Source organism: Sphingobacterium sp. UT-1RO-CII-1 (assembly GCF_026711005.1).
Taxonomy (GTDB): Bacteria; Bacteroidota; Bacteroidia; order Sphingobacteriales; family Sphingobacteriaceae; genus Sphingobacterium.
Genome location: NZ_JAPPVJ010000002.1, coordinates 64,848 through 90,855 on the forward strand (window position 1 = coordinate 64,848; position 26,008 = coordinate 90,855).

16 protein-coding genes are annotated in these 26,008 nt (G+C 38.2%); 7 read left to right on the forward strand and 9 right to left on the reverse strand.

What is annotated here, in order from left to right; all coding sequences use genetic code 11:
* The first annotated feature begins 96 nt into the window (after positions 1 to 96).
* From ORI89_RS04190 to ORI89_RS04210, 5 genes are all read left to right on the forward strand, one after another.
* Positions 97 to 1,278, forward strand: a complete 1,182-nt coding sequence (locus ORI89_RS04190; RefSeq protein ID WP_268229188.1) for an ABC transporter permease — start codon at positions 97 to 99, stop codon at positions 1,276 to 1,278.
* Positions 1,279 to 1,375: 97 nt separating this feature from the next.
* A complete protein-coding gene (locus ORI89_RS04195) occupies positions 1,376 to 3,532 on the forward strand; it encodes a cation:proton antiporter (RefSeq protein WP_268229189.1) in 2,157 nt (718 codons plus the stop codon).
* A 6-nt stretch (positions 3,533 to 3,538) separates the two neighbouring features.
* Positions 3,539 to 4,801, forward strand: a complete 1,263-nt coding sequence (gene icd, locus ORI89_RS04200; RefSeq protein ID WP_268229190.1) for an NADP-dependent isocitrate dehydrogenase — start codon at positions 3,539 to 3,541, stop codon at positions 4,799 to 4,801.
* Between the two features lie 18 nt (positions 4,802 to 4,819).
* Positions 4,820 to 5,077: a hypothetical protein gene (locus ORI89_RS04205; protein ID WP_268229191.1), complete on the forward strand. Its 258-nt coding sequence runs from the start codon at positions 4,820 to 4,822 to the stop codon at positions 5,075 to 5,077.
* A gap of 126 nt (positions 5,078 to 5,203) precedes the next feature.
* Positions 5,204 to 6,886: a sodium/sugar symporter gene (locus ORI89_RS04210; RefSeq protein WP_268229192.1), complete on the forward strand. Its 1,683-nt coding sequence runs from the start codon at positions 5,204 to 5,206 to the stop codon at positions 6,884 to 6,886.
* Between the two features lie 70 nt (positions 6,887 to 6,956).
* Here the strand turns inward: ORI89_RS04210 and ORI89_RS04215 are convergent, their stop codons facing one another.
* The 3 genes from ORI89_RS04215 to ORI89_RS04225 form a co-directional block, all read right to left on the reverse strand.
* Positions 6,957 to 7,982 carry a dipeptide epimerase gene (locus ORI89_RS04215; RefSeq protein ID WP_268229193.1) on the reverse strand — a complete coding sequence of 342 codons (1,026 nt, stop codon included), beginning with the start codon at positions 7,980 to 7,982 and terminating at the stop codon, positions 6,957 to 6,959.
* A 171-nt stretch (positions 7,983 to 8,153) separates the two neighbouring features.
* Positions 8,154 to 9,323, reverse strand: a complete 1,170-nt coding sequence (gene nhaA, locus ORI89_RS04220; RefSeq protein WP_268229194.1) for a Na+/H+ antiporter NhaA — start codon at positions 9,321 to 9,323, stop codon at positions 8,154 to 8,156.
* A gap of 144 nt (positions 9,324 to 9,467) precedes the next feature.
* Positions 9,468 to 11,789 (reverse strand): multicopper oxidase domain-containing protein, encoded by a 2,322-nt coding sequence (locus ORI89_RS04225; protein ID WP_268229195.1) that lies wholly within the window; start codon positions 11,787 to 11,789, stop codon positions 9,468 to 9,470.
* A gap of 909 nt (positions 11,790 to 12,698) precedes the next feature.
* Here ORI89_RS04225 and ORI89_RS04230 point away from each other — a divergent pair.
* Positions 12,699 to 14,288, forward strand: a complete 1,590-nt coding sequence (locus ORI89_RS04230) for a M60 family metallopeptidase (protein WP_268229196.1) — start codon at positions 12,699 to 12,701, stop codon at positions 14,286 to 14,288.
* Between the two features lie 62 nt (positions 14,289 to 14,350).
* Here ORI89_RS04230 and ORI89_RS04235 read toward each other — a convergent pair whose 3' ends face one another.
* Together ORI89_RS04235 and ORI89_RS04240 are read right to left on the reverse strand one after the other, a co-directional pair.
* Positions 14,351 to 16,150 carry a glycoside hydrolase family 15 protein gene (locus ORI89_RS04235; RefSeq protein ID WP_268229197.1) on the reverse strand — a complete coding sequence of 600 codons (1,800 nt, stop codon included), beginning with the start codon at positions 16,148 to 16,150 and terminating at the stop codon, positions 14,351 to 14,353.
* Between the two features lie 27 nt (positions 16,151 to 16,177).
* Entirely contained in the window at positions 16,178 to 18,367 is a 2,190-nt protein-coding gene (locus ORI89_RS04240) for a bifunctional alpha,alpha-trehalose-phosphate synthase (UDP-forming)/trehalose-phosphatase (RefSeq protein ID WP_268229198.1), read from the reverse strand.
* A 276-nt stretch (positions 18,368 to 18,643) separates the two neighbouring features.
* On the opposite strand from ORI89_RS04240, the gene ORI89_RS04245 reads away from it, so the two are divergent.
* Positions 18,644 to 19,717 (forward strand): 2,3-butanediol dehydrogenase, encoded by a 1,074-nt coding sequence (locus ORI89_RS04245; RefSeq protein ID WP_268229199.1) that lies wholly within the window; start codon positions 18,644 to 18,646, stop codon positions 19,715 to 19,717.
* A gap of 65 nt (positions 19,718 to 19,782) precedes the next feature.
* Here the strand turns inward: ORI89_RS04245 and ORI89_RS04250 are convergent, their stop codons facing one another.
* The 4 genes from ORI89_RS04250 to ORI89_RS04265 form a co-directional block, all read right to left on the reverse strand.
* Positions 19,783 to 20,961, reverse strand: coding sequence for a TolC family protein (locus ORI89_RS04250; RefSeq protein WP_268229200.1), 1,179 nt, complete (start codon positions 20,959 to 20,961; stop codon positions 19,783 to 19,785).
* Between the two features lie 10 nt (positions 20,962 to 20,971).
* Positions 20,972 to 24,073: an efflux RND transporter permease subunit gene (locus ORI89_RS04255; protein WP_268229201.1), complete on the reverse strand. Its 3,102-nt coding sequence runs from the start codon at positions 24,071 to 24,073 to the stop codon at positions 20,972 to 20,974.
* A 21-nt stretch (positions 24,074 to 24,094) separates the two neighbouring features.
* Positions 24,095 to 25,288, reverse strand: coding sequence for an efflux RND transporter periplasmic adaptor subunit (locus ORI89_RS04260; protein ID WP_268229202.1), 1,194 nt, complete (start codon positions 25,286 to 25,288; stop codon positions 24,095 to 24,097).
* 210 nt (positions 25,289 to 25,498) lie between these two features.
* Complete coding sequence (locus tag ORI89_RS04265; RefSeq protein ID WP_268229203.1) at positions 25,499 to 25,939, reverse strand: hypothetical protein; 441 nt, start codon at positions 25,937 to 25,939, stop codon at positions 25,499 to 25,501.
* Positions 25,940 to 26,008: the final 69 nt, after the last annotated feature.

Sequence of the window (26,008 nt, forward strand, 5' to 3'; positions counted from 1 at the left end):
TGACCTAGCTGTCACGATTGATAAAAAATGTTAACTTTGCTAAGTTACAAATAAATTTTCAGGTTGAATTTTCCCTATTTCTTAGCTAAGCGTATTATGTTTTTAGGGCATCGGACTTTTTCGAAGCTCATTGTGCGTATTACAATAGGTGCGCTTGCACTGGCTATCTGCGCGATTATTTTATCAATTGCTATTTTAAACGGTTTTAAAACAGAGATTATAGAAAAGCAACGGGGATTTTTTGGAGATATAGTTATCACGAAAAATGATCTGAATTACTCGTACGAGAATACACCGATAGAACTTTCGAAAGAGGATCTGGAAGAGCTGAAAAATAATAAAGAAGTACTTTCTATAACACCTTTTGCCACAAAAGCGGGGATTATGAATGTGAAAGGGGAGGTGGAAGGTGTTTTGGTGAAGGGGGTGGATGGGACTTACGATCAAAAGTATTTTCAGCGGAATATTGTAGCTGGAGATACATTAGATTTTACTGCTAATGCGGATACACAGCTATTGGTGTCAGAGTTGATTGCGAAAAGGCTGAATTTAAGTGTGGGAGATAAGTTTATTATGTACTTTGTACAAGAGCCTATACGTAAAAGACCTTTTACAGTAAAGGGAATTTTTGCGACACATACCGAAGAGTTGGATAAAACTTATGTAATTGGTTCTTTGAACCTGATCCGTACACTGAATAATTTAAGTGAAAATGAGGTTGGAGCATATCAGCTTCATATCGCATCATTTGACTCATTAGAGACAGTAAGCGAGCAGATCAATGATCTATTACCTATAGATTATAGTGCAACAAATATTGTAGAGCAGATGCCTGATATATTTAATTGGTTGAATATGTTGGATATGAACGACAATGTGATTTTTGTTTTGATGGTTATTGTAGCTGTGATCAATATGATATCGTCTTTATTAATCAGTATACTGGAACGCGTTTCTATGATTGGTGTATTGAAAGCCTTAGGCTACCATAATGGAGGTATTCGAAAAGTGTTTTTGTATAGCTCGATTTATATGGTAGGTATTGGGCTGCTTATCGGTAATGGAGTAGCTTTATTGCTATATGCGCTTCAAACAAGCACTCACTTTTTCACTTTAGACCCAGCTATTTATTATATTGAATATGTCCCGATGTATATCACTTGGTATGAAGTTGTAGGTTTAAATATAGCTTTGGTTGCTATAGGCATACTTTCTTTGTTTCTTCCTGCCATGTTGGTCAGTAAAATATCTCCGATTAAAACTATACAGTTTAAATAAGGTTTTATATAATAATCAGAGCCAAACGGGCTGATTGTTGAAATGTAAATCGTGAAATTATTTTTTTATCATTATAATTGCTCTAAAATCATAGTATATGGAGAAATTCTTACATCATGTTTCTGAAGCATTTTCTACCCCTATAACGAATCCTGTATTAGTTTTTTCGCTAATATTAACTATTATTTTAGTATCACCAATTCTATTACGCCCTATTAAAGTGCCAGGAATAATAGGCTTTATTCTATTTGGTGTCATTTTGGGGCCGCATGGTTTGAATTGGTTGACTAAAATGGATAAGGCCGCATTGCAGGGTAATGGCGTTGATGCTATTGACTTGTTTTCTACTATTGGGCTTCTCTATATCATGTTTATAGCCGGTTTGGAGCTAGATATGAATGAATTTAAAAAGACTAAGAATCGAAGCCTAGTTTTTGGCTTTCTGACGTTTATCATTCCTATTAGTATTGGCTTTCCGGTGTGTTACTATTTGCTTGATTATGGCTTGCTATCCAGCATATTAATTGCAAGTATGTTTGCAACACATACATTGGTTTCGTACCCTATTGTAAATAGTTACGGGATATCCAAAAATGAGGCTGTAGCCATTACTATTGGAGGGACAATATTGACAGATACAGCGGTGTTGATTATTTTAGCGATCATCACTGGAGCCTCGCAGGGAAGTTTAAATCAGGAGTTTTGGGTGACGTTAGGAGTTTCTTTTACGGTATTCTTACTGATTATGTTCGGGGTTATACCGAGAATAGCGAAGTGGTTTTTCCAAAAAATTGAAAGTGAGAAAACAGCACATTATATTTTTGTGTTGGCGGTGGTGTTTTTTGCAGCTTTCTTGGCAGAGATTGCCGGCTTAGAGCCCATTATAGGAGCTTTCGTGGCTGGTTTGGCTTTAAATAAGTTGATCCCACACTCGTCAGCATTAATGAATAGGATTGAGTTTATAGGAAATGCTATTTTTATTCCCTTCTTTTTGATTTCGGTAGGGATGATTGTAGACGTGAGTGTATTGACAAAAGGCCCCACTGCACTCATTATTACAGCTACTTTGACAGTAGTTGCTGTGGCGGGGAAGTATTTAGCGGCTACAGTAACGAAATTGTTGTTTAAATACTCCAACAATCAGCGTAATCTGATTTTTGGTTTAAGTAATGCGCACGCAGCAGCTACTTTGGCAATTATTATGGTAGGCTACGATCGCGAAATTATTGACGAGAATGTACTGAACGGAACGATTGTATTAATTTTAATTACATGCATTATAGCCTCTGTAGTGACAGAGAATGCCTCACGCAAGATTGTTATTGAAGGACATCAGGATGATTTTGACGAGGAACCCGTTCCGGAGGATGAAGAGCATATCTTAATTCCTTTAGCGAATATGGCTAACATGAAGCCAATATTGGATTTTGCAACTTTAATCAAGTCTGAAAAATCACTGTATCCTTTGAGTATTTTAAGTGTTGTGCCTGATAATGAACAAGCAGAGCGTAATATGGCGCATGCAAGGGAGAATTTGGATAGCATGGCAAAATACGCCTCAGGCTCTGAAACAGAGGTGGATTTACTGACAACCATAGATTATAATATCGCTAGTGGTATCGGGCGTACATCGAAAGAACTTTTTGCTAACTGCGTGATTTTGGGGTGGCCAAGCGCTACGTCATTTATTGACAAATTGGTGGGGGAAAAAGCAGAGAGTATTTTGAATCGTACGGACGCTAATCTTTTTATGTGCAAATTTGATAAACCTTTCTTGTCGAACAAGTCTATTACTTTATTTGTGCCGCCATTGGCAGAATCGGAGATGGGCTTTGATTTTTGGATGGAAAAAATGATCAAATTGGCACAAGAGTTATCTATACCACTTAATTTTGTGTCGGATGCGCGAACTGAAAGTGCTATACGGATAGCTTTAGAGCAGAGTAAAGCAAGTGTGCCTACACATTTTAACAACTATGAAGATTGGGATAATGTATATGGTTTAGCAACTTTTAGTAATGCAGATTCTTTACTGGTTTTTGTTACATCACGTTACGGCGAAGTTTCATATAGGGATTCATTTGATGGCTTAGCAAAACGTTTGGGACGCTATTTTAAAAACCAAAACCTCATTTTAATATTCTCGAGCCGTAGGGCATATAAGTATATCGACGATTATGAAGATGTACAAACAGCACCTATATTCCGTAAATTGAGTAGGGAGATAGGAAACATGTTTAATAAAAATAAGTAGATGGGTATGGAACAAAAAATTACAATGGGACAGCATGGTGTTTTAAATGTACCCATGCATCCAACGGTGCCTTTTATTATTGGTGACGGTATAGGACCGGATATATGGCGTGCAGCTGTTCGTGTTTTTGATGAAGCTGTAGAAAAGTGTTATGCAGGGGAGCGGCAGATTGTTTGGAAAGAGGTATTGGCTGGAGAAAAGGCTTTCCAAGAAACGGGAGAGTGGTTACCTAAAGAAACGCTTGATGTGTTTGATACTTATTTAGTAGGTATTAAAGGTCCGTTAACAACACCAATTGGTGGTGGTATACGCTCCTTAAATGTTGCGCTAAGAAAAGCATTGGATTTGTATGTATGTCAACGACCTACAAAATGGTATGAAGGCGTACCGTCGCCTGTAAAACATCCAGAGTATGTGGATATGGTGATTTTTCGTGAGAATACGGAAGATATATATGCTGGAATTGAGTTTGCCTCAGGTAGTGAAGAAGCAGGGCAGCTACAAGATTTTTTGAAAGATGAACTGAAAGTTGATTATTCTTTTTCAAATTCAACCGGATTAGGCATTAAATTAGTATCCGAAGAGGGGTCTAAGCGTTTAGTACGGGCAGCATTAGAATATGCGATAATGCATAAAAAACCATCTGTAACGATTGTGCATAAAGGTAATATCATGAAGTTTACTGAAGGAGCATTTAAGCAGTGGGGGTTTGATGTGGCAGAGAAAGAATTTGGAGAGCAAACGTATACTTGGGGGCAATGGGAGCGAACGAAGAATGAAAAAGGACAGGAAGCAGCTAATGCAGAACAAAGAGAAGCAGAGGCCTCGGGCAAAGTAATTGTGAAAGATATTATTGCAGATAATTTTTTGCAACAGATTTTAATAGCGCCCAGAGATTATTCGGTGGTAGCAACGATGAACCTGAACGGGGATTATATATCCGATGCATTGGCAGCAATGGTAGGCGGAATAGGAATTGCTCCCGGCGCAAATATTAATTTTAAAACTGGTCATGCTATTTTTGAAGCAACACACGGTACAGCACCACGTTTTGCTGGTACTGATAGTATGAATCCGTCATCGGTAATTTTGAGCGGAGTAATGATGTTGGATTATATGGGATGGCATGAAGCTGCAGATGCGATAACAGCTGCTTTAGCGAAAACTATAAAAGAGAAATTAGTAACGGTGGACTTTTATAATTTAATGGAAGGTGCTACGCTTTTGAAGACAAGTGCCTTTGCAGATGAAATTATAGAAAGACTTTAGGTAAAGATATTTAATTTCATGGAATACATTGATTTGCCTAGGTTTATTAAAGAGTCCACAGTACTGACAAGGGAAGACTGTGACTTACTGTGTAGCATAGAAAAATTCCCGACAGACGAAGAGGTGGATGCACTGCGTATTGCGCCTGAAACGCAAGAACTTCTTAATGCTTTTATCGGTGATGAGCATACGAGAGGCATACACATTGAACTGAAAGCAAAGGCACATCTTGATAAAGGCGAAGTGAATGAGGCCTGGCTCGTATTGCTGTTGTAAAAATATTTACCTGTGCTTTATATATTTTGGAGCACAGTTTTTTATCGAAAGATAAAATCCTTGGTTGAAATGTTTATATTTTAAATTGTTTCACTACCTTAGCACTTATTAATCACATAAACCACCATGAATAATATCTTATCAACTTCTGATTACTTAGTCTTTTTAGTATACTTTGTAATTGTGGCATCTTATGGAATATGGGTCTATAATAAAAAGAGATCTCGGGTCGTAGGAGGTGACTCTAAGGATTATTTTTTAGCAGAAGGTTCATTGACTTGGTGGGCCATAGGAGCTTCACTTATTGCTTCTAATATCTCTGCGGAGCAATTCATTGGTATGAGTGGCTCTGGTTTTAAAATGGGGCTGGCGATAGCAACTTATGAATGGATGGCGGCGATTACACTATTAGTCGTAGCGGTATTCTTTATTCCCGTTTATTTAAAGAATAAGATATTTACCATGCCACAATTTTTAAGTAAGCGTTATAACGGGACAGTGGCGATGATTATGGCCGTGTTTTGGTTAATGCTTTATGTGGTAGTAAACTTGACTTCTATTCTTTATTTAGGCGCACTAGCTGTAAGTAGTATATCGGGTATCAGCTTGGAAGTATGTATGTACCTGATTGCTGTATTCGCAGTGATAATTACATTAGGTGGTATGAAAGTCATAGGTTACACGGATGTAATTCAGGTGTTCTTTTTGATCTTGGGCGGATTAGCAACCACGTACTTAGCTTTGAGTTTGGTTTCTGAGCATTATGGACAGGAAGGTATTATAAGTGGATATTCAACGATGGTGGATAAAGCTTCGGAGCATTTTCACATGGTATTGAAAAGAGATAATGAGAATTATTTGGATCTGCCAGGACTTTCTGTGCTGATAGGTGGCATGTGGATTGTGAACTTAAACTATTGGGGCTGTAATCAATATATAACCCAGCGCGCTTTGGGAGCCGATTTAAAAACAGCGAGAAATGGTATTCTGTTTGCAGCATTCTTGAAGTTATTGATGCCTATTATTGTAGTGTTGCCAGGAATAGCAGCTTACGTGTTATGGAAAGACGGTTTGTTTCAGACCGAAATGATGCAGTCGGGAGAGTTAAATCCAGATAGAGCATATCCGGTATTGTTAAATCTATTACCTTCGGGACTGAAAGGTTTATCTTTTGCAGCTTTAACTGCAGCAGTTGTGGCATCTCTGGCGGGTAAAGCGAATAGTATAGCAACTATTTTTACATTGGATATTTACCAAAAGGTTTTTAATAAATCGGCTAGTGAACGGAAATTGGTGAATGTCGGTAAAGTTGCCATTATAATTTCGATGATTATGGCCGTGCTTATTGCACCACATTTGGGAATAGATAAAAAAGGTGGATTCCAATATATTCAAGAGTATACAGGCTTTGTATCACCTGGTATATTTGCGATGTTTATCTTAGGTTTCTTCTGGAAGAAAACCACATCACGTGCTGCGATGTTTGCTACTATCGGGGGCTTTATTCTATCAGTGATCTTTAAGATAATGCCAGATTATGTAGATTTATCTTTTTTGAGTTCAACAGGATTTTCAGTTTTAAACCCAGCAAGTGGTGTATATGAGATACCTTTTATAGACCGTATGGGCTTTGTATTCCTGATTTGTATTTTAGGTATGTGTATTATCAGTAAAGTAGATAATGCAAGAGGTGTCGTGCCGAATGGTTTAGAGATAGATACGAAGATGTTTAAATCGCACCCGGCATTTATAGTCGGAGCACTATTAATTGTTTTAATTACAGCTGCCCTGTATACTTTATACTGGTAGTTTTAATGTCTTTTATAAAACCTTGGTCTATCGGTTTTTCGTTCGTAAACCGAGGTTTTATATTAGAGTTCTATGGTAAGATAGTTAATCCAATACCGGGCGTGTCTGTTAACTTGCAAATACCATTTTCGACGGTGATGCCTTGATATGGATCGTTGTCGATGAGTAATGCACCGTCAAGGTCTACCCAGTCGGCTAAAGGTGCTAATTGTGTGGCAGCGGAGATTGCACAGGAGGTCTCGGTCATACAGCCTAACATAACTTTCATATTAAGACCTTGAGCCAATTCGATCATTTTTTTAGCTTCCCGCATACCTGTGCATTTCATGAGTTTGATATTAATACCACTGTATACATCTTTTAATGCGAGTATGTCGGCGTAGCGTTGGCATGCTTCATCTGCGATGGTTGGGATAGGGGAATGTTCAGTAAGCCAGGCGTTATCGTCGATTTGCTCTTTAGGCATAGGTTGTTCGAGGAATAGTACATTTTGCTCATGTAGCCAATGCGCCATATCTAAAGCCTGTTCTTTAATTTTCCAACCCTGATTGACGTCGGCACATATAGGAACATTTGTTACAGAACGAATGGTGTTGATAATCATTCGGTCGCTATCCAAACCTAATTTAACTTTTAGAATCTTGAAGTCATGGGCTTCTGCTACCTTTTTAAGAATAGCAGCTTCGGTATCGATGCCGATGGTGAAAGAGGTAGGCGGAATATTCTCCGGGTTTAGGCCCCATATTTTATAATAAGGTTGCTCCATTATTTTTCCTAAAAGATCGTGTAAAGCAATGTCTAAGGATGCTTTGGCAGCGGTGTCTTGCGGGCTTAAATCATCGATATACTGTAAGATATCAGCCGTTTGAAAGGGCGACTGGAAAGAAGATAAATCGACTTTTTGTAGAAAGCGAATTACACTATCTTGTGATTCGCCTAAATAAGGAGGCATACTGGCTTCACCATAGCCTGTAAGCCCTTCATAGCTAAGTTTGATGAGTAGAACAGGGGTAGTGGAACGACTGAAAGAAGCAACTGTAAAGATATGCTTCAGGCTTAGGGTGTAGGGCTGATAATGTAAAGTGAAGGCCCCCATTTTCTTAGAAATCCAGTTGTTTTTATTCATCTATTGTATAATCTAGAGCTGAAAATACACTTTATTTGTGAGTATTAATAGTGTTTTCTTGATCCTACTGTTTTGGAATAAGCATGAAAAAGCCCCTAGAAAGTATTGCGCTTTGAAGGGGCTTAAGATTATTTGTTGTAGCTATTCGTACGTCTTCTTCGAATAAAGGAATACGTAGCCTATAATGCCCGCCAGTAAGGAGGTTAGTAGAATCGATAGTTTAGCTTCTGATACATGTAGAGGGTCTGAAAACGATAATATCGAAATGAAAATAGACATGGTAAAACCTATACCTGCCAATAAACCAACACCTACTATATGTTTCCAAGTACTGCCTTGTGGAAGGCTGCTAAGTTTTAATTTGGTGCATATGAAAGAAGTAAGCAGAATACCAATAGGTTTACCTATAAGTAAGCCTGCGGAAATTCCTAAACCTAATGGCGCTGTTAAACCGGCCAACATTTCGCTTTCTAAGGTGATATTGGTGTTGGCAAATGCAAATAAAGGGATGATAAGAAAGTTAACAGGTTTGCTTATTGCATGCTCTAGGCGCTCTAAAGGTGATTCGATATCGGTGTCGTTTGTTGGGATAGTCATTGCAACTAAGACACCGGCAATTGTAGCATGTATGCCCGAATGATGGACAAAATACCAAATAAAAGCACCTGGAATCAAATAGAGATAAGGGTTTTGAATGTTCATGCGGTTCATGATAATCAAAACAACTAGACCTATAGCTGCATACATAAGGTACGTCATCTCAATACCCGAAGAATAGAAAAATGCTATAACAAGAATAGCAATTAGATCGTCAACAATAGCGAGTGCTGCTAAAAATATTTTAAGACTGCTAGGAACATGTTTCCCTAATAAACTAATAACAGCCAGTGCAAAAGCAATATCAGTAGCCATTGGGATTCCCCAACCATGCTGTGTTTCCAAACCATTGTTGAAAGCCAAATATATAAGAGCCGGAATAGCGGCACCGCCTATAGCCGATAGAATAGGTAAAGAAGCTTTCTTTGGAGACGAAAGCTCACCCTCTACAATTTCTCTTTTGATTTCTAAACCGACCATTAAGAAAAATATAGCCATTAAGCCATCGTTAATCCACATGAGGATGGGATAGCGTAAGTGAATACTTTCAGTTTCGAAGCCCAGCTCTTTGTTAAGCAGGTTTTCAAGACCAGGGCCTACGCTTGTATTGGCGATAATCATTGAAATAACTACGCAAATAAATAAAAGAGCACCACCTGCATTGCTTGATTTCAAGAAGTTCTTGAACGCATTTAAATTAATAAGTTGAGTCATAGATCATGGGATATTTTAAACTTTTCGAAAATACTGAATATAGAGCAGGCACTTTCGAATTATTGCATAGATTCTGTTTATTTCTTTTTTCAAAGCTATGCCACTTTGTCTATAAGTTGAGTTTAATGTTTTAATTATCTGATTTTAATAAGTGATTTGTAGCCCGGCTCCAAAGCCCATGTCGCTGTCATAATGCATGCGGACACCAAAAAGTCTGTTAACAATATACCCTAATTCTCCCATATATTCTTTGTCTGTATTGAACATAAAACCTGCACGAACGCGAGGGGATATGGGGATATCTCGTCGTAGCAATTGAAAACGGACATTTCCATCATGGTATATTTCGCCTTGCAAGGTGATTAGTAAAGGTAGAGTATAGGCTACACCCGCAGAAACTAAGGCGCGGCTATCTTTACTGTTTTTTTGACCAAAAATATTTTTTTCGATCTGATTATGTCCTTGTTTACGATAACGGTAGTCGAAACCAATAAATGGCATTAGCCATTGCATATTGTCTATGTAGCGACCTAGATGTGTTTCTACTTCATAACCATGGGCATCCTTATAACCTAAGCGCCATTCAGATGTTAAGCTCCAGCGTGCATTGTGTAACATCATTGAACCATCATTTCCGTTGCTAGCAAAATCATTTTGGAACATAAAATGAGGCATATTGCTTTCCTTTTTTAACATCTTATATGCCATTTCCTTATGCGGTAACCTGGGGTTATCTGGCTGGTTTTCTGTACTGAATACACGGTTCATGCCAGACATCATGTGGTATAAAATATGACAATGAAAGAACCAATCGCCATGTGTATTAGCTGCAAACTCTATGGTGTCGGTTTCCATAGGCATAATATCCAAAACATTTTTTAAAGGAGCATAATCTCCTTGCCCGTTCAGTACCCGAAAATCAAAACCGTGAAGATGCATAGGGTGTCGCATCATTGAGTTATTGTAGAGGACGATGCGGAGCACTTCTCCTCTTTTAATTAAAATTTTATCAACTTCTGAGAATACCTTATTATCCATACTCCATACGTAGCGGTTCATATTCCCTGTTAACTCGAAACGAAGATTACGCACAGGGAGATTAGGATCTAGGTTGGTTTTATGAGGCGACTGTAGCATTGCATAGTTTAAGGTTACAATGTCATTTTCAGTGGACTGAATGTCGTGATGGTGCTTTGAGCTATTTTCTCTGTTTTTTTGATGTTCATCATGTACTTGCATTTCGTGATGCTGACTTTTTGGGGAGTGCTGTTGTATGTTTTCTTTCTGAGAGCTTTGCTCGGAGTGCATTTGATGATTATCATGCTTTGTTTTTGTCAATACTTCAGGATACATCACTTCATTCATGTCCATTTGCTGTAGACTCATAGCCATACCCATGTTTTTCATATCCCCGTTCATTTTCATCATGTCATTCATCATCTTCATTCCTTCAAAATATTTTAAATGAGGTAAGGGGGTGTGCTTTTTAGGTGTTCCGCTACCCAGTAATAGCGAAGCTGAGCTAGAACGGTCTTCAGGAGTTGCGAGAAGTTCATAAGAGAAGCCCTCTTCGGGGATTTCAACCACTATATCGTAAGTTTCGGATACTGCGATTAAAAGCCTGTCAACTTTTACTGGAACTACGTCGTTACCATCGTTGGCAACCACTGTGATTTTACCGCCAGCGTAGTTTAACCAAAAATAGCTTGAGGCTCCGCCGTTAGCGATGCGTAAACGGATCTTATCTCCGGCTTTAAATTGCGTGAGTTGATTTTCTGTCTGTCCGTTGATAAGAAATTTTTCGTAGTATATGTCGCTCACATCCATAGCAAGCATGCGTTTCCACTCGTTTTTTAATTTGGTTTTGAAATGTCCTGCTTTGATAGCTTCTGAGTAGCTTTGTGTGCTACCTTTTTTTATAGCGAAATAGTCATTTGCATTATGGAGCATGCGGTGAACATTATCTGGGTCAAGATCCGTCCATTCACTAAGGACAATGGAAACAGAGGGGAGATCGTCGATACCTTTTCTAAATTTTGGATCTTCTGGCTTCTTTAGAAAAACAAGATTCCCATACATCCCGATTTGCTCTTGCATTCCAGAATGGCTATGATACCAATAGGTGCCATTCTGTAGCACTGGAAATCGATATGTAAAACTACTGTTGGGTTCTATAGGTAGTTGTGTTAACCAAGGGACTCCATCCTCGGAGTTAGGTAAGAAGACTCCGTGCCAATGCAAAGAAGTGCCTTCTTTCAAGTGGTTGTGAACTACAATTTCAGCAGTATCACCCTCTGTGAACGTTAAGGTTGGCATTGGTATTTGCCCATTTACTGCGATAGCTTTACGCTGTTTGCCTGTAAAATTTACAAGGGTATCTGTGATGTGAAGGTCGTATCGTACAACCTGCTGCCCAAATGAATATTGTGCTATCAATAAGAATATTATGCTCTGTATGAATTTCATTATGTATATAATTATTCGCGCTATTACTTTTTAAAGAGGATTCATTTATAAATTGTCCCTATTTCATGAGCAACGAAAGTTTGATTTACTTTTTCTATTAAACTGTTAATGAGATAACCATTTAGTCGGTGTAAAGTTTTTGAAAACAATTGAACTATCAATCTTGCTTAAATAGCTTTGAAAGAAGTATTTTATTCGATTGCCTCAGTTTTACATCTGAATAGGAAACTTGTTTTATTATACAAGATATCTATACAGCGACTTGATGCTAATTGCATTAAGCTGATTTATATTGAGCTGTTAAGGTGTGCTATTAAGAACAAGTTTCTCTGAAAAGAGCTAAACGACTTTGGGGGGTGTCCAGATAGATAAAGCCTTTGATATGTAAAAAGGATAGAGGTATAAAGTATAGCTTTTCGCTTTAAAAGTAATAAGCGGTTTTTGAAGATCTTGTCCAAACAAATAAAAGGGCATCGATGTGTGGCAACTATTCTGACAGGCAAAAGGAGAACATGTGTGTGTGTTATTGTCTGTATGAGAGGGGGAAGTACAACAGTCGATACAGTTAGTATCTGTTTTTACATCGATTGTATGCTCGGTACAGGCCATGGCAATTTGCGGTAGGAAAAAATAACCTACTATTAATAAACAAAACCATATCATTCTTTTGAGCATAATGAGATAAGAACAAAAACTATGTCAAAATTAATAAAATCTGATAAAACATGATATCAATAGCCGAAATTTTAGAAACGTGTTCAAATTCTTGAAAAATTGCGCAAACGATTTAAAATGGCTGTATATCATTTTTTAGACCTATAGAGGATTCTGTAAGGTCTATTTTACAAATGAGAAAGATGAAAAGCGACACTATTGGTTTATCTTGCTTACTCATTATTAAATGTTTTTATGAAGAAAAACCTATTTTTTCTGTTTTTTATGGCAGGGGTATTTTCAGTTTCACAAGCGCAGACAGCGGGAGAAATTAGAGATACGTATCAAGAGCTTGAAGTTTTCAGTGACCCTTTAGCAACTGGACTTACAAAAGGAGTAAAAAAGAAAGACATTGCTAAAATTAAAAATGAAGCAATACGTGCAGTCGCTGAGAAGCTGATTGATGGCACTTACAACACGGACTATAGATTGGCAACATATAACGCAATTTTATCTCCGCGTACATTAGGTAGACAGCTTGCAATTGGCGATGGCTATAGTAAATATGAAAATGTTACCGGAATTTATCTGCCGGTAGGTAAGCATGTTATTTTGCTAGATGGTTTGATGGAAGGAAAGACTGCCGGCTTGATGGTCCCCAATTGGGAAAGACGTGCGCCCGAAGGTATAGAGCCTACCGAAGACCCGAATGGATGGGGCATTCATAAGCAAGATTTTAATTTAAAGAATGGGTTAAATATTGTTGATGTAAAAGGCTATGGAGGATTAGCTTATATTTCATATTTCTCAGAAAATCCTGCGAATGAAAAGCCAATCACCGTTCACTTTTTAGACGCTGCTGTAAATGGTGTTTTTGATATTAAGAAACATAATGATACAGATTGGAATGCATTTATCGACAATGCTGTTTATCCAGTAGTTGATGCTTTAGGAGAGCATATTCAGGTAGCATATCCTGTAGAAGCACTGAAAAAATACGCATATGGTAAAGGGGTAGAATTGATAAGTAATTATGATTCTTTGGTGTATAGACAGCACCGTATCATGGGTTTGATTAAATATGACCGTGTACCCGAAAATAAAATATTGACACGTGTAAACTATAATTATTATATGTTTAGAGACGGTGATGGGGTAGCTTATAACGGCACAAAACCAGGATATGCGATGGCTATGGTTGTTGACCCAGCTAGCGTGATTAAAGGAGATCCTTGTTGGGGTTTTAGCCATGAAGTAGGACATGTGCACCAAACTAGACCTTTTTTCAACTGGGGAGGTATGGCAGAGGTAAGTAACAACGTCTATTCATTGTATGTTACGACTTCTTTTGGGAATAAAAGTCGTATTTCTGAACAAGATAATTATACAAAAGTAAGAGAAACTTTATATGGTAAAGGTGTAGGCTTACTGCAAGAGCCTGATGTATTTAATAGATTGGTGCCTTTCTGGCAATTACAATTATATTTTGCAGGCAAAGGAAATAATCCAGATTTTTACCCGGACTTATTTGAACGTTTCCGCCAACAGGCAGAACAAGAAATGAAACAGTCTAGAAGAGCTTATGATGGAGGTTATGGTAGCAGAGGACAGAACCCAGCAGTATACCAACTTAATTTTGTGAAAACTGCATGTGAGGTCGCTAAGCTGGATCTAACAGAATTTTTTGACAACTATGGCTTCTTTTATGTAGGTACATTGCAATATGATGATTATGGGCCTTATACATATGAAATGACACAGGAGATGGTTGACGAATGTAAAACAGCTATAAAAGCAATGAATTTGCCTAAACCGCAAGAGGACATCTCTTTATTGAGAGATTAAGAAAGTATAACCAAAATATTTAAAAGGTTCTTTAGGTGTTATATACCTAAAGAACCTTTTTTTTAACCTTCAAAAAACGTTGGTGAATCCATTTTCATACTTATGCGATAAGCAGCGTTCATTAAACCTACATGGCTGTAAGCTTGTGGGAAATTGCCCCACTGACTTCCATTACTATCATCAACATCTTCACTAAATAAGGAAAGGTGATTGCCAAATTTTAATAATTTATTAAAGATTTCCTTGGCTTCTTCTAAACGCCCTACACAAGCAAGTGCTTCCACATACCAAAATGCACAAACTAGAAAAGTAGATTTTGGGCGGCCAAAATCATCACGGTGAAGGTAGCGGTAAAAGAGGCCATGATCGCCTTTCAGCTCTTTTTCTAACCGATTTAGATGTTTTTTTGCACGGTCACTATTTGGATCGAGGTAGTTCATCATGATGAGCTGTAATGTCGATGCATCTAAATCATCACTATCGGTGGCGTTCATATAAGCCTCTTCCTCTTCACTATAGCAGCTTTCGATATGTTGTTCAGCTTTGGCTTTTAATCCTTTTGCCTTTGCTGCCATTTCGGTAAAGCCATACTGGTTGGCAATTTTTAATGCGGCTGTCGCGCCTGCCCATTGAAATAGATTGGAATAACAATGTCGGTTCTCGATATTTCGAAACTCCCATATACCAGCATCTTTTTCATCAATTGTATTTTCTATTTTATTAAGAATGAAAGTTGTCCATTCACGTGCTGAACGTAAGTTTTGGTGACGGAATCTATAATCGGTAAATAGGGGGAGTAAGGCTATAAGGGCCTGTCCGTATACATCGTTTTGAATATGTTCGTGAGCTTGATTCCCAATGCGTATAGGTTTGTTTCCCAGGTAACCATTAAGGTAGTCAAGTGTGTGTTCCGTGAGTTGATGTTGCCCCATGATACCATACAAAGGTTGGAGACGACCACTATCTGTTTGTGTAATATTAGCGATGTAAGATGCATATTTTTCCATTTCTTCGAAATGACCAATATGACTTAATGCTGTCAATACATAATAGCTATCTCTAAGCCAGCAGAATCTATAATCCCAGTTACGCTCGGCACCAGGGTATTCGGGCAAACTGGTTGTGCTGGCCGCTATGATGGCTCCGGTGTCTTCATATTGATGAAGTTTAAGTGCTAAAGCAGATCTTATAACTGCTTGTTGATGAAAAGTAGGAATTGAAGCTTTCTTGACCCATTTTTGCCAATAATCTACGGTGCGATGAAGAAAATCTTCTACTGTGCGTTCCAATGGGCTTTCGAAGGGATTCTCATACGTTAATACCAAATAAATAGGTTTACTTAAAACATGAGGACTGGGATCGAAAAAATGGCTAACTGGCATAGTGGTCGCTAAACGCATTTTGACACCTGATTTTTCAAATTGAATGTGGTTGCTGCCTCTGAACTTTTCCAAAGTATCTAAGCCATAATTTAAAGTGGGCTCGCAAGTAACTCTAATTTTGGGATTGCCGGTAATTGGCTCTACTTTTCGAACAAGCATTAATGGTTTAAAATACCTTTCGTACTGCTCGAAGCGAGGAGCGAAGTCGGTGACGCGGTAAGATCCTAATGCACTTTCGATAACTGTGGTTAACACGTTTGTGTTTTCTATATATTCTTGATAGCTATGTACGATTTCACTATCTGGTAATATGGAGAACTCTCCTCCTAAGCCTTTGTCTAATAATCCTCCAAATACAAAAGAGTCTTGAAAGGACGGCCAGCATAGCCAACTAATATTTGTGTTTTTTTGAACATGCGCGATATAGGAACAGTTTCCGATAATACCGCTATCATAGGTGTGTCTATTCGTTGATACCATATATTCTTTTTTATTATTATGTATGTACTATTTTGTTTTAGCCAGCGATTCCACAAGATGTAGCGCTTCTTTTTGGCTTTCTACATAATAGTTGGCCCTGGATTTGTCATTACCTACTTTTATTGTAATACTATTGTCTGGAAGTTCAATAAACATATCTTCGTCTGTAGCGTCATCACCAATAGCAAAAATAAAATCAGGCTTGTAATCTGCGACTATTTCGAGGGCCGCTTTTCCCTTGTTGAGTTCACTGTTTTTTACTTCAATTACTTTATTTCCGAGTAGGAGCTGTAGGTTGTGCTGACTAATGAGGTGTTGTAGATTAACGACGAGCTCCTGGGCTTTTAATTTACCCAAACCAATTTGAGCTTTTCGATAATGCCAAGCTAAAGCGTAGGACTTTTCTTCGACAAAAGAACCGGCTGTGCGGTCGGCAAATTTGCTCATTATTTCTCTAACGGGATCCTTCCAGGCTGTCGAAAGACCATCTTTATAGCGCCACTGATAATCTGGGTAATTGCTACAGGCGCCATGCTCGGCAACTAGAAAAATTTCTCGGCCGCCAAACCATTTTTGAAGTGTGCTTTGTGGCCGGCCACTGATAATTACAACTTGGGTCGAAGGGTTGCTTTGTAGCTCATCGAGCGTCACATACAATTCTTTGTTAGGAATTGCAGCATCAGCATCTCTATGAAAATGCATGAGGGTACCATCGTAATCTAAGAATAATAATCTTTTTGTAGCAGATGAGTATTGATGTAGGATGAACTGTTTTACTTCTATTTTTACCTTTCTTGCTTTTTCTTCCTGCTGTAACTTTTTGATTTCCCGTAAACGGTTAAAAAAGATAGATACCCAATGGTTTACATTGAACTTTTTTACGACAGCGATGTTTTCATCCATACGTTGGCGCTTCTCTATTTCGTTCATAAATAAAGCTTGTGATAATCCTTCTCGGATCTGATCGATCGAATTGGGATTAACTAATATAGCGTCAATCAGTTCTTTGGATGCACCGGCAAGCTCACTTAATACCAGAACTCCTGAAGTTTGTTCTTTGCTGGCTATATATTCTTTGCACACCAAGTTCATGCCATCACGAATAGACGTGACAAGGCACACGTCAGAAGCTACGTATAATGCCGACAGTTCTTCGAGCTCGAAGGAGTTATAGAAATAGGCAATCGGAATCCATTCGTTTACACCATATACAGAGTTAATATGGCCTACTGTGCGATCTATTTCGTCGCGTAATGCTTTGTATTGTGGCACAGAATCCCGCGACGGAACGACTAGCATATATAACATTATGTTTTCACGCAGCTCAGGGCGCTCGATAAGGAGGCTTTCGTAAGCTTGCAAACGCTCGATTATGCCCTTACTATAGTCTAGGCGATCGATACAAAGAATGATTTTTCTATTTTGATAAAAGTCTTTTATTTCGTTAGCCCGTTCTTTTATTTCTGCACTGGCGGCCAATTTGCTGAATTTATTGAAATCTATACCCATTGGATAAACTTCGACAAAGACGGTTCTGTCTTCAATTTGAACAGCGTTATTATGAAGTGGTAAGCCTAAAAGGTGCATGCATGCATCTAAAAAGTGCTGAGCATCGTTAAATGTATGGAATGCGATAAGATCGGCACCAAGTAAGCCTTGTATTAATTCGTCTCGCCAAGGGATGGATCGGAAAAGTTCGTTCGGAGGAAAAGGAATGTGTTGAAAATAACCTATTGAAATATTTTCATATTCTGCTCTTACCAATTGTGGCAACAGCATTAATTGGTAGTCGTGTATCCATACCTCATCTGTTTCTTGTATATCCTGCCTTTTTATAGCATCTGCAAATTTCTTGTTAACCTGCGCATAAGTATTCCAGTTATCAGTGTCGTAGACAGCATAAGAAAGCCTGTAATGAAATACCGGCCAGAGAACCTCATTGGAAAAACCTTCATAATAACCCTGTATTTCATCTTCGGTTAAAAAGACAGGAGCGAGGTTGAGCCGCTGAAGTTCTTGGCGTATAAACTCTTCTTCTTCGGGGCTTTCTGGATTATAACCTGGCCAGCCTACCCAGATATTATTGCCTTGTTGGTAGATAGACCCTAGCCCAGTAGCTAAACCTCCTTCACTGGGGATAAACTGCAGTTCGTTATTGTTTTTCTCTATTCGGATGGGCAACCGGTTTGAAACGATTATTGTCTTTTTATTGTACATAATATTTTGATATTGCAAAGCAAATGCTGTTAGGAAAATATTTGCTTTTAGATACTTCTAGGAATATAGATAACACAGAATATACGTTTTTGTTTCAATTTTTACAAATTCGTAGACATTTAACATCAATTGTTTTTCTTTTACAAATGAGGAGTGGAGTGGTTTTTAGCATTTTAAAAGATAACCTAGGTCATTTATTAAACATGAAATGATACGTACATTTAAAGTATTCAGGAACTTAAGTATGGGGCTTAGGTTCACATATATTAAATTACTATGGGTACAAATCAAAATATAATGAAAGCTGCGAGATGGTATGCTGCTAAAGATATTCGAGTAGAAGAGGTTGCTGTTCCAACGCCTAATGAAAATCAAGTAAAGATTGCGGTTCAATTTGCAGGAATTTGTGGTTCCGATTTGCACGAATATACAGGGGGGCCGCAGTTGATACCAGCTGAAAAACCCTATTCTTTAAATGGACATGTGGGTGTGACTACTCTAGGACATGAGTTTTCAGGCATTGTTGAGGAAGTTGGAGCTCATGTAAAACATGTTAAAAAAGGCGACCGTGTGGTTGTTGAACCTCTTTTTAAGAATTTTGACAGTCCATTTATAGCTAAAGGAGAGTATAACTTATCGGAACCTTTGGGGTTTGTGGGTTTGACTTCAAATGGAGGGTTTGCAGATTATACGGTTGTAGAAAGTTATATGGTACATAAGATACCAGATAGTATGAGTTTTGAGCAGGGTGCTTTGGTAGAACCTGCAGCTGTAGCGGTTTATGCGGTGTTGGAAAGTGGTTTGCAAATGGGACAATCGGTAATGGTATCAGGCGCTGGTCCAATCGGTTTGTTATGTGTGCAAGCAGCTATTGCAGCGGGGGCTGCTACCGTGATTGTAACAGATGTTTCAGAAAGCCGCTTAGCGAAGGCGCAGGAAATTGGTGCTACGAAGATTATCCGTGCTACTGATACAAATATTGCAGAGCAAGTAAGGAAGATTACTGGAATAGGTGTAGATGTTTTTATTGACGCAGCTGGGGTACAGGCATCTTTTGATAATGGTATTGCTAGTTTGCGTAACGGTGGAACTGCCGTTCTGGTGGCTTTATTTGGGAAACCAGTAACATATAATGCTTATGAACAAGTAGTGAGAGAGCTGACTATTAAGGGGACTATTGCTTACCGTAATATTTTTCCAGAAGTTATCGCAATGATTGATACTGGGAGAATGCCTGTCGAAAAGTTGGTTACAAGCAGAATTACTTTAGATGAGATTGTAGATAAAGGTTTCGAAGCTTTAGTTTCTAGTCCATCAGAAGTTAAAATCTTAATAGATTTAAATAAATAGAATTTTTATTGGTTTTTATTTTGTTGTAGAATGAGAAATCCCCAGATTAGTCTGGGGATTTACTTTTAGAGTTCAACTTCTTTCAGCTGTGCTAAGGCCCGCTGATAGTCTCGCTCAGCTATAAGCGTCCTATTGACGTTTTCGTAATAGATACTGAGTTCAACCATATATTCTAACAAAGACAATTCACCTGCATTTAGCGCTTTGGAAAGTAGTTCTATGTTATTGGTGCTTTGTAAAGACTTCTTGTACGCAGTAGCAGTTTGTTGTAGTCCATAAGCTTTTTGGTAAGAAGCTTTTAATTGTTGGTAAAACTGAAGTTGGGCATCCATTTGCCTTTCTTCGGCGGCTCTGATGCTTAGTTTAGCTTGTTTAACCCGATTTTTGTTTTCCCATAAAGGAATCGATAATCCTACCATAACACCATTGAGTGATTGCCCTGTGGATTTTTCTCGCACGTAGCCCGCAGAAAAGTTTGGCATACCTAATGCTTTATTGACTGATACTTGTTGTTTGCCGACTTCGATTTCTTGTTTTATATAAGCTAGGAGAGGGTTTTTACTTTCTGCTGTCTGGTACCAGGTGTCAAAGTCATCAGGTAGTTTCTCTAAATCAAAATTTACGGCAGCTAAATTGAGTTCTTGTCCTGCATTTAAACGAGTCAATTGAGCATTTAAGGCTTGTTCCTCTACTTTGTTGGCTGACATTTCACCTTCAATCATACTCAGGTTAAGCTGCGCTTTATTATATTCAAGTATATTACCATCGCCTTGCTCTAATCTTTTTTTGTATACCTGAGCGATAATTTGAGCATGTTGCAACCTGACATTAAGCTCGGACTTTAAACTTTGATAATATAGGTAGTCAACTAAGTATTGTTTTGCTTCAGAAAGTATAGTGAGTCTGTTGGATTTATATTGTATATCTATTAACACATTTTGTTTGTTGGCTAATTCATTTCTACGCCCACTAATTGTAGCAAAGTCAAAAGTCTGTTTGATATTCAAATCTTTCTCATTACCCACCATTTTTGGCGAGCCCCAGAGGTGTGTAAATTCTACTTCAGGGTTTTGTAAATATATGCCTGTTTTGTTACTGATCTTTTGGGCATTCATTTCTTCTTTTAATGCCTTGAGTGTGCTGTTATTCGTTTCAATCGTTTGCAGTATATCTTGCATATCCGATTGGGCATAAGCAGTACTGCTAAATGCAAGGCATATCAGGGAATAAATAACTTTTTTCATATTATTTTATTTATGCTACTGTATGTGTATTCTGTTGTTTTTTACCCATCATGCTATACACTATTGGAACAACAAAACCATTAAGTAGTGTGGAGCTAAGTAAACCGCCTAATAAGACTTGTGCCATTGGGCTTTGTATTTCATTGCCGGGCAAATCACTTGCTAGGGCTAATGGTATCAAAGCAAGTGCAGAAGTAAAGGCTGTCATTAAGATAGGGTTTAATCGGTCTAGTGAACCGATAATCACACTCTCATGAACAGGCATGCCTTGTGCTTGGAGATCGTTAAAACGCGATACTAGTAACATCCCATTACGCGTTGCGATTCCAAAAAGAGAGATAAACCCGATAATGGCCGGAATACTCATTATACCATTTGTGAGCCATAATACAAATACACCTCCAATAAGTGCTAAAGGAAGATTCAATAAGATGACGGCAGATTGTTTTACACTTTTAAACTCGTTGAAGAGTAATAAAAATATCACAACTAAGGAGAAGATAGACGTAAGAAGCAAGGTGCGTGATGCTGCTTGCTCGCTCTCAAATTGTCCGCCATACTCTAAGTGATAGCCCTCGGGTAATGTTATTTGGGTGTTTATCTTGTCTTGTATATCTTCAACAACACCTCGGAGATCACGCCCTGCTACGTTTGCAGACACAACGATTTTACGAGCTACATTTTCGCGGCTGATGGTATTTGGTCCAGTTGTAGAGGTTATTTTGGCAATATTCTCTAATGGTATTTTACGGCCATTAGCATCAATAGTTAGGTTTCTTATCCGCTCTGAAGTTTCTCGGCTTTCATTTTTTACTTTTAGTGTTAGATCAAACACTTTATTTCCTTCATAAACCAGAGAAACCTCTTCTCCCGCTAACATAACACGTATGATCTCTGCAAATTCGGGTAACGAAATGCCATATTTTGCTAATAATTCCCTTTTGGGTTCGATTTTCAATTGAGGACGCTCAACCTGCTGCTCTACGTTTAAATCAGCTATACCTTCAACATCTTGAATACTAGCTTTGATTTCATTACCTATAGAAAACATTTTATTGAGGTCTGTACCAAATAGTTTAATGGCGATATTCGCCTGTGTACCCGATAGCATGGCATCGATACGGTGGGAGATTGGTTGTCCGATTTCTATACTAACCCCTGGTAAATCTTTGAACTTCTCCCTAAGATCAGCAAGAAAATCGTCTTTCGACCTATCAGCTAATTCAAAAGGAGCTTCAATTTCTGAAACATTCACACCTAAAGCATGTTCGTCCAATTCGGCTCGGCCTGTTTTTCTACCTGTTGTTTTAATTTCAGGAACTGACAAAAGTATTTTTTCTGCAATAAGTCCGATTTTGTCAGACTCCTCTAGGGAAACACCAGGAAGTGAACTTACATTGACGGTTAAGGAGCCCTCGTTGAAAGCAGGTAGAAAGCTTCTGCCCAATGTCGAGAAAATGATTAATGAGGCAATAAATAGTACAACAGTAATACTCAAAACTACTATTTTAAAGCGTAAAGCCCAGTTTAAACACTTTTCATACACTTTTTTAAGTGTACGCGCAACAAATGGCTCACGATCAGCTTTTTTATTTTCTTTGGGTCTACCTAATAAGTAACTGCAGAGGACAGGAGTAAGGGTCAATGCGACAACAGTAGATGCAAATAAAGCTACTATGAAAGCAATACCTAAAGGTGCTAACATCCTGCCTTCCATGCCGGAAAGGAAAAATAAAGGAACAAAGCTGGCAACTATTATAAACGTGGAATTTAAAATAGGCATACGTACTTCTTTTGAAGCTTCGTAAACGACCATTAGCACGCTTAGTTGTTCTTCTTTAGGTTTTAAACGATTCTCGCGCAGTCTTTTGAAGACATTTTCCACGTCTACGATAGCATCATCCACTAAAGAACCAATGGCTATAGCCATTCCTCCTAAACTCATTGTGTTAATGGTGAGCCCCATAGCTTTTAAAGCTAAAATAGAGGTTACTAGTGATAATGGTATGGTAACTAGTGATATGAGTGTTGTTCTTACGTTCATCAAAAAGATAAATAGAATAACAACAACAAAAATACCACCTTCTAATAAAGCGCTTTTAACATTATTGATGGAGTTGTCAATAAACTTGGATTGTTTAAATATTTCCGTATTAATTGTGATGTCGCTCGGTAAGGTAGTTTGTAAGTCAGAAAGAGATTGTTCTATCTTTTCGGTCAGTTCAATTGTACCTGTTGCTGGCTGTTTAGTGACCGTAATAATAACTGCAGATTTACCATCGACAGAAGCTAAACCTATTTTCGGCTCTTTGTTTCCAATTTTAACATCGGCAATATGTTCTAATAATATCGGTGAATCATCGACTGTCTTAACAACTGATTTCGCTAAGTCTTCAACTTGGTTTGTTGACAATTGACCTTGTATTAAATACTCGTTGCTATATTCATAAAGAACGCCTCCTGTGGCATTCTCATTCATACCTTTCGTGACCGTGATAACTTCGTCTAAACTGATACCGAAATGCTTCATTCTTTCAGGATCAAGCAGGATTTGGTATTCCTTAATATCTCCACCTATGACTGTAACTTGTGCAACTCCACCCGTAGATAAAAGACGGGGGCGTATGGTCCAGTCAGCAATGGTACGTAATTCTTGCAAGGATGTAGTATCAGCTGTTAGTCCCATGATCATTACTTCACCCAATATGGATGATTGAGGGCCTAAGGTAGGGGAACCGACATTGTTAGGTAGTGTTTCATTAACCATGGCTAATTTTTCTGAAACAATCTGCCTAGCGCGATAAATATCAGTTCCCCAATCGAATTCTATCCAGACGATGGAAAACCCTGTTGTTGAAGACGAACGGACACGGCGTACATCAGTAGCTCCGTTCACTGCTGTTTCTACAGGAAAAGTGACCAGCCTTTCTACTTCTTCTGGCGCCATTCCTCTTGCTTCAGTCATCACAACAACTGTTGGGGCATTTAAGTCGGGGAAGACATCAACTTCCATATTTGTAGCTGTATAAGTACCTGCTAACATCAGCAGAACAGATCCAAGTAAAACTACAAGCCGGTTGTTTAATGCAAATTTTATAATAGAATTTAACATGTTTTAATCTTTCTATACGTTTTAGTGGGTATGGCCTTCAGGTATGATAGATGCATTTGCGGCTATTTTTACTTGATATGCTCCTCTTGTTACTATTTCATTGCCACTTTCTAGGCCGTTTTTAACATGGACACGATCACCATCACTTTGCCCCAGTTGAACCTCCTGTTTTTTGTAGGCCTCTTTACCGATACGTAAATAAACGAAATGTAATCCTTGCTCTTCAGTTACAGCTGTTAGCGGTATAGCGATTACATTTTGCAAAGGAGTGGAGAGCAGATATACTTCTGTATATGCTCCAGGTATTATACCACCTTTATTGTCAAACTCGAAAATAACGGGAATATAGAAAGATGAACTATTTGTTGCTTTTCCGTAAGATAAAAGCTTCCCGTTGAGGTTGTTAAGTTTGTACGTCACAGTATCATAAGCTGTTTTAAAATGAGCAGTACTTAAACCTTTTAGATTGTTGAAATAGCGCTCTGACACTTCTGCTTTTAGCTGAAGTTTTCTGTTTTGTGACACGACGGCTATCGGTTGACCTATAGTCACGTATTCGCCTTGATTGACAAGTCTGTTTTTTAAAAAACCAGCTATTGGAGAAGTTACCCGAAGTCCCGAAGAGGTGACATTGGCAGCCTGTGCATTGTAAACAGTTTGAGCATTCTCATAGCGTTGACGGGCTAATTGAAAATCCTTATCAGAGATAATCTTATCCGCAATTAAAGATTCTGCGCGCTTTAGTTCCCGTTCTGCAGTTTCGTATTCTATTTTTATTTTAGCGATGGGATCACCTTCCTGTAAATTTTTTGCAGATATAGTTACGATTGATTCGCCAGCAGCTATTGACTTACCTTCGGCAATAGCAGCGTTACTAAAAGTGAGTGTGCCATTTCCAGTGGCAACAATGGTGACTTCATCACCTTGAGATGATTGTATTTGCCCACTTGTTTTTACAACCTCATGGAAAGTACCTGGAGACACTATCTGCGTTTGTAAACCCGCCGCCTCTGCTTGTTCAGAAGTAAAGACAATTTCATCGCTGTGGTCATCACCATGCTCGTGCTCGTGGTCATGGTCGTGATCATGGTCGTGATCATGGCTGGCATGGTCGTTATTGTGCCCTGTATTACTTTCACTCACTTTATTTGCATTATTATTACATGCATATAAAGTGAAAATAAGCCCTATTAATGGAATAAATGATTTTATCATTTTAAATGTTACTTAAGTGCTCTTTAAATTTGATCTTTCTGATTTAGAGCGCAATACTTGCTTTAAAACTGATTGATGTAATTTTAAAACTGAAATGTTTAAAAAGACAATTTGGTAGACTACAAAAAGCCTATCTTATTGTAACTAGAATATTGTGGGAAACATGATTGATTTTATACCCTTTTGTAAAAAAAACTAGAAGTTGTGGGTTTAAATCAAACTTGAGAGGAGAGAAGTAGGTGGAGCACGAAGACCGACACTCGAAGCCACATATGTAGGTATATATGGAAGTTTATATTGCTTATAAATCAACTTCTTTTCAGCTTCGCTGAATTTTTTTAATTGATTGTCGTTGATACAATATAAAAGAAATGGATTATGAAAAATTTGTTTTTCAAGTCCTCCAAATTTTATATCATAGGAAGATGCACTCACATAGTCCTTTTCAAATACACAATCTTTATCGAAGTCACTATGATCAGGTAGATCATGACAATGTGTTATTGATTGATCTAAGTCGCAATTGGTCATATTGCAGGTGTCCATAACGAGGTGCACCCATTCTTGGTGATGGTGGTGTGCTAGAGTCGCTGAAAGTAAAATAATCAGCGTTGCTAAAGATGTTATTGTTATGGATATATTTTTTTTCATTTGCATTTATCTTAGCCTTAATGTGGGCAAAGAAATGTTTCTTCTTTAGAATGCTGAAAATCACAGATC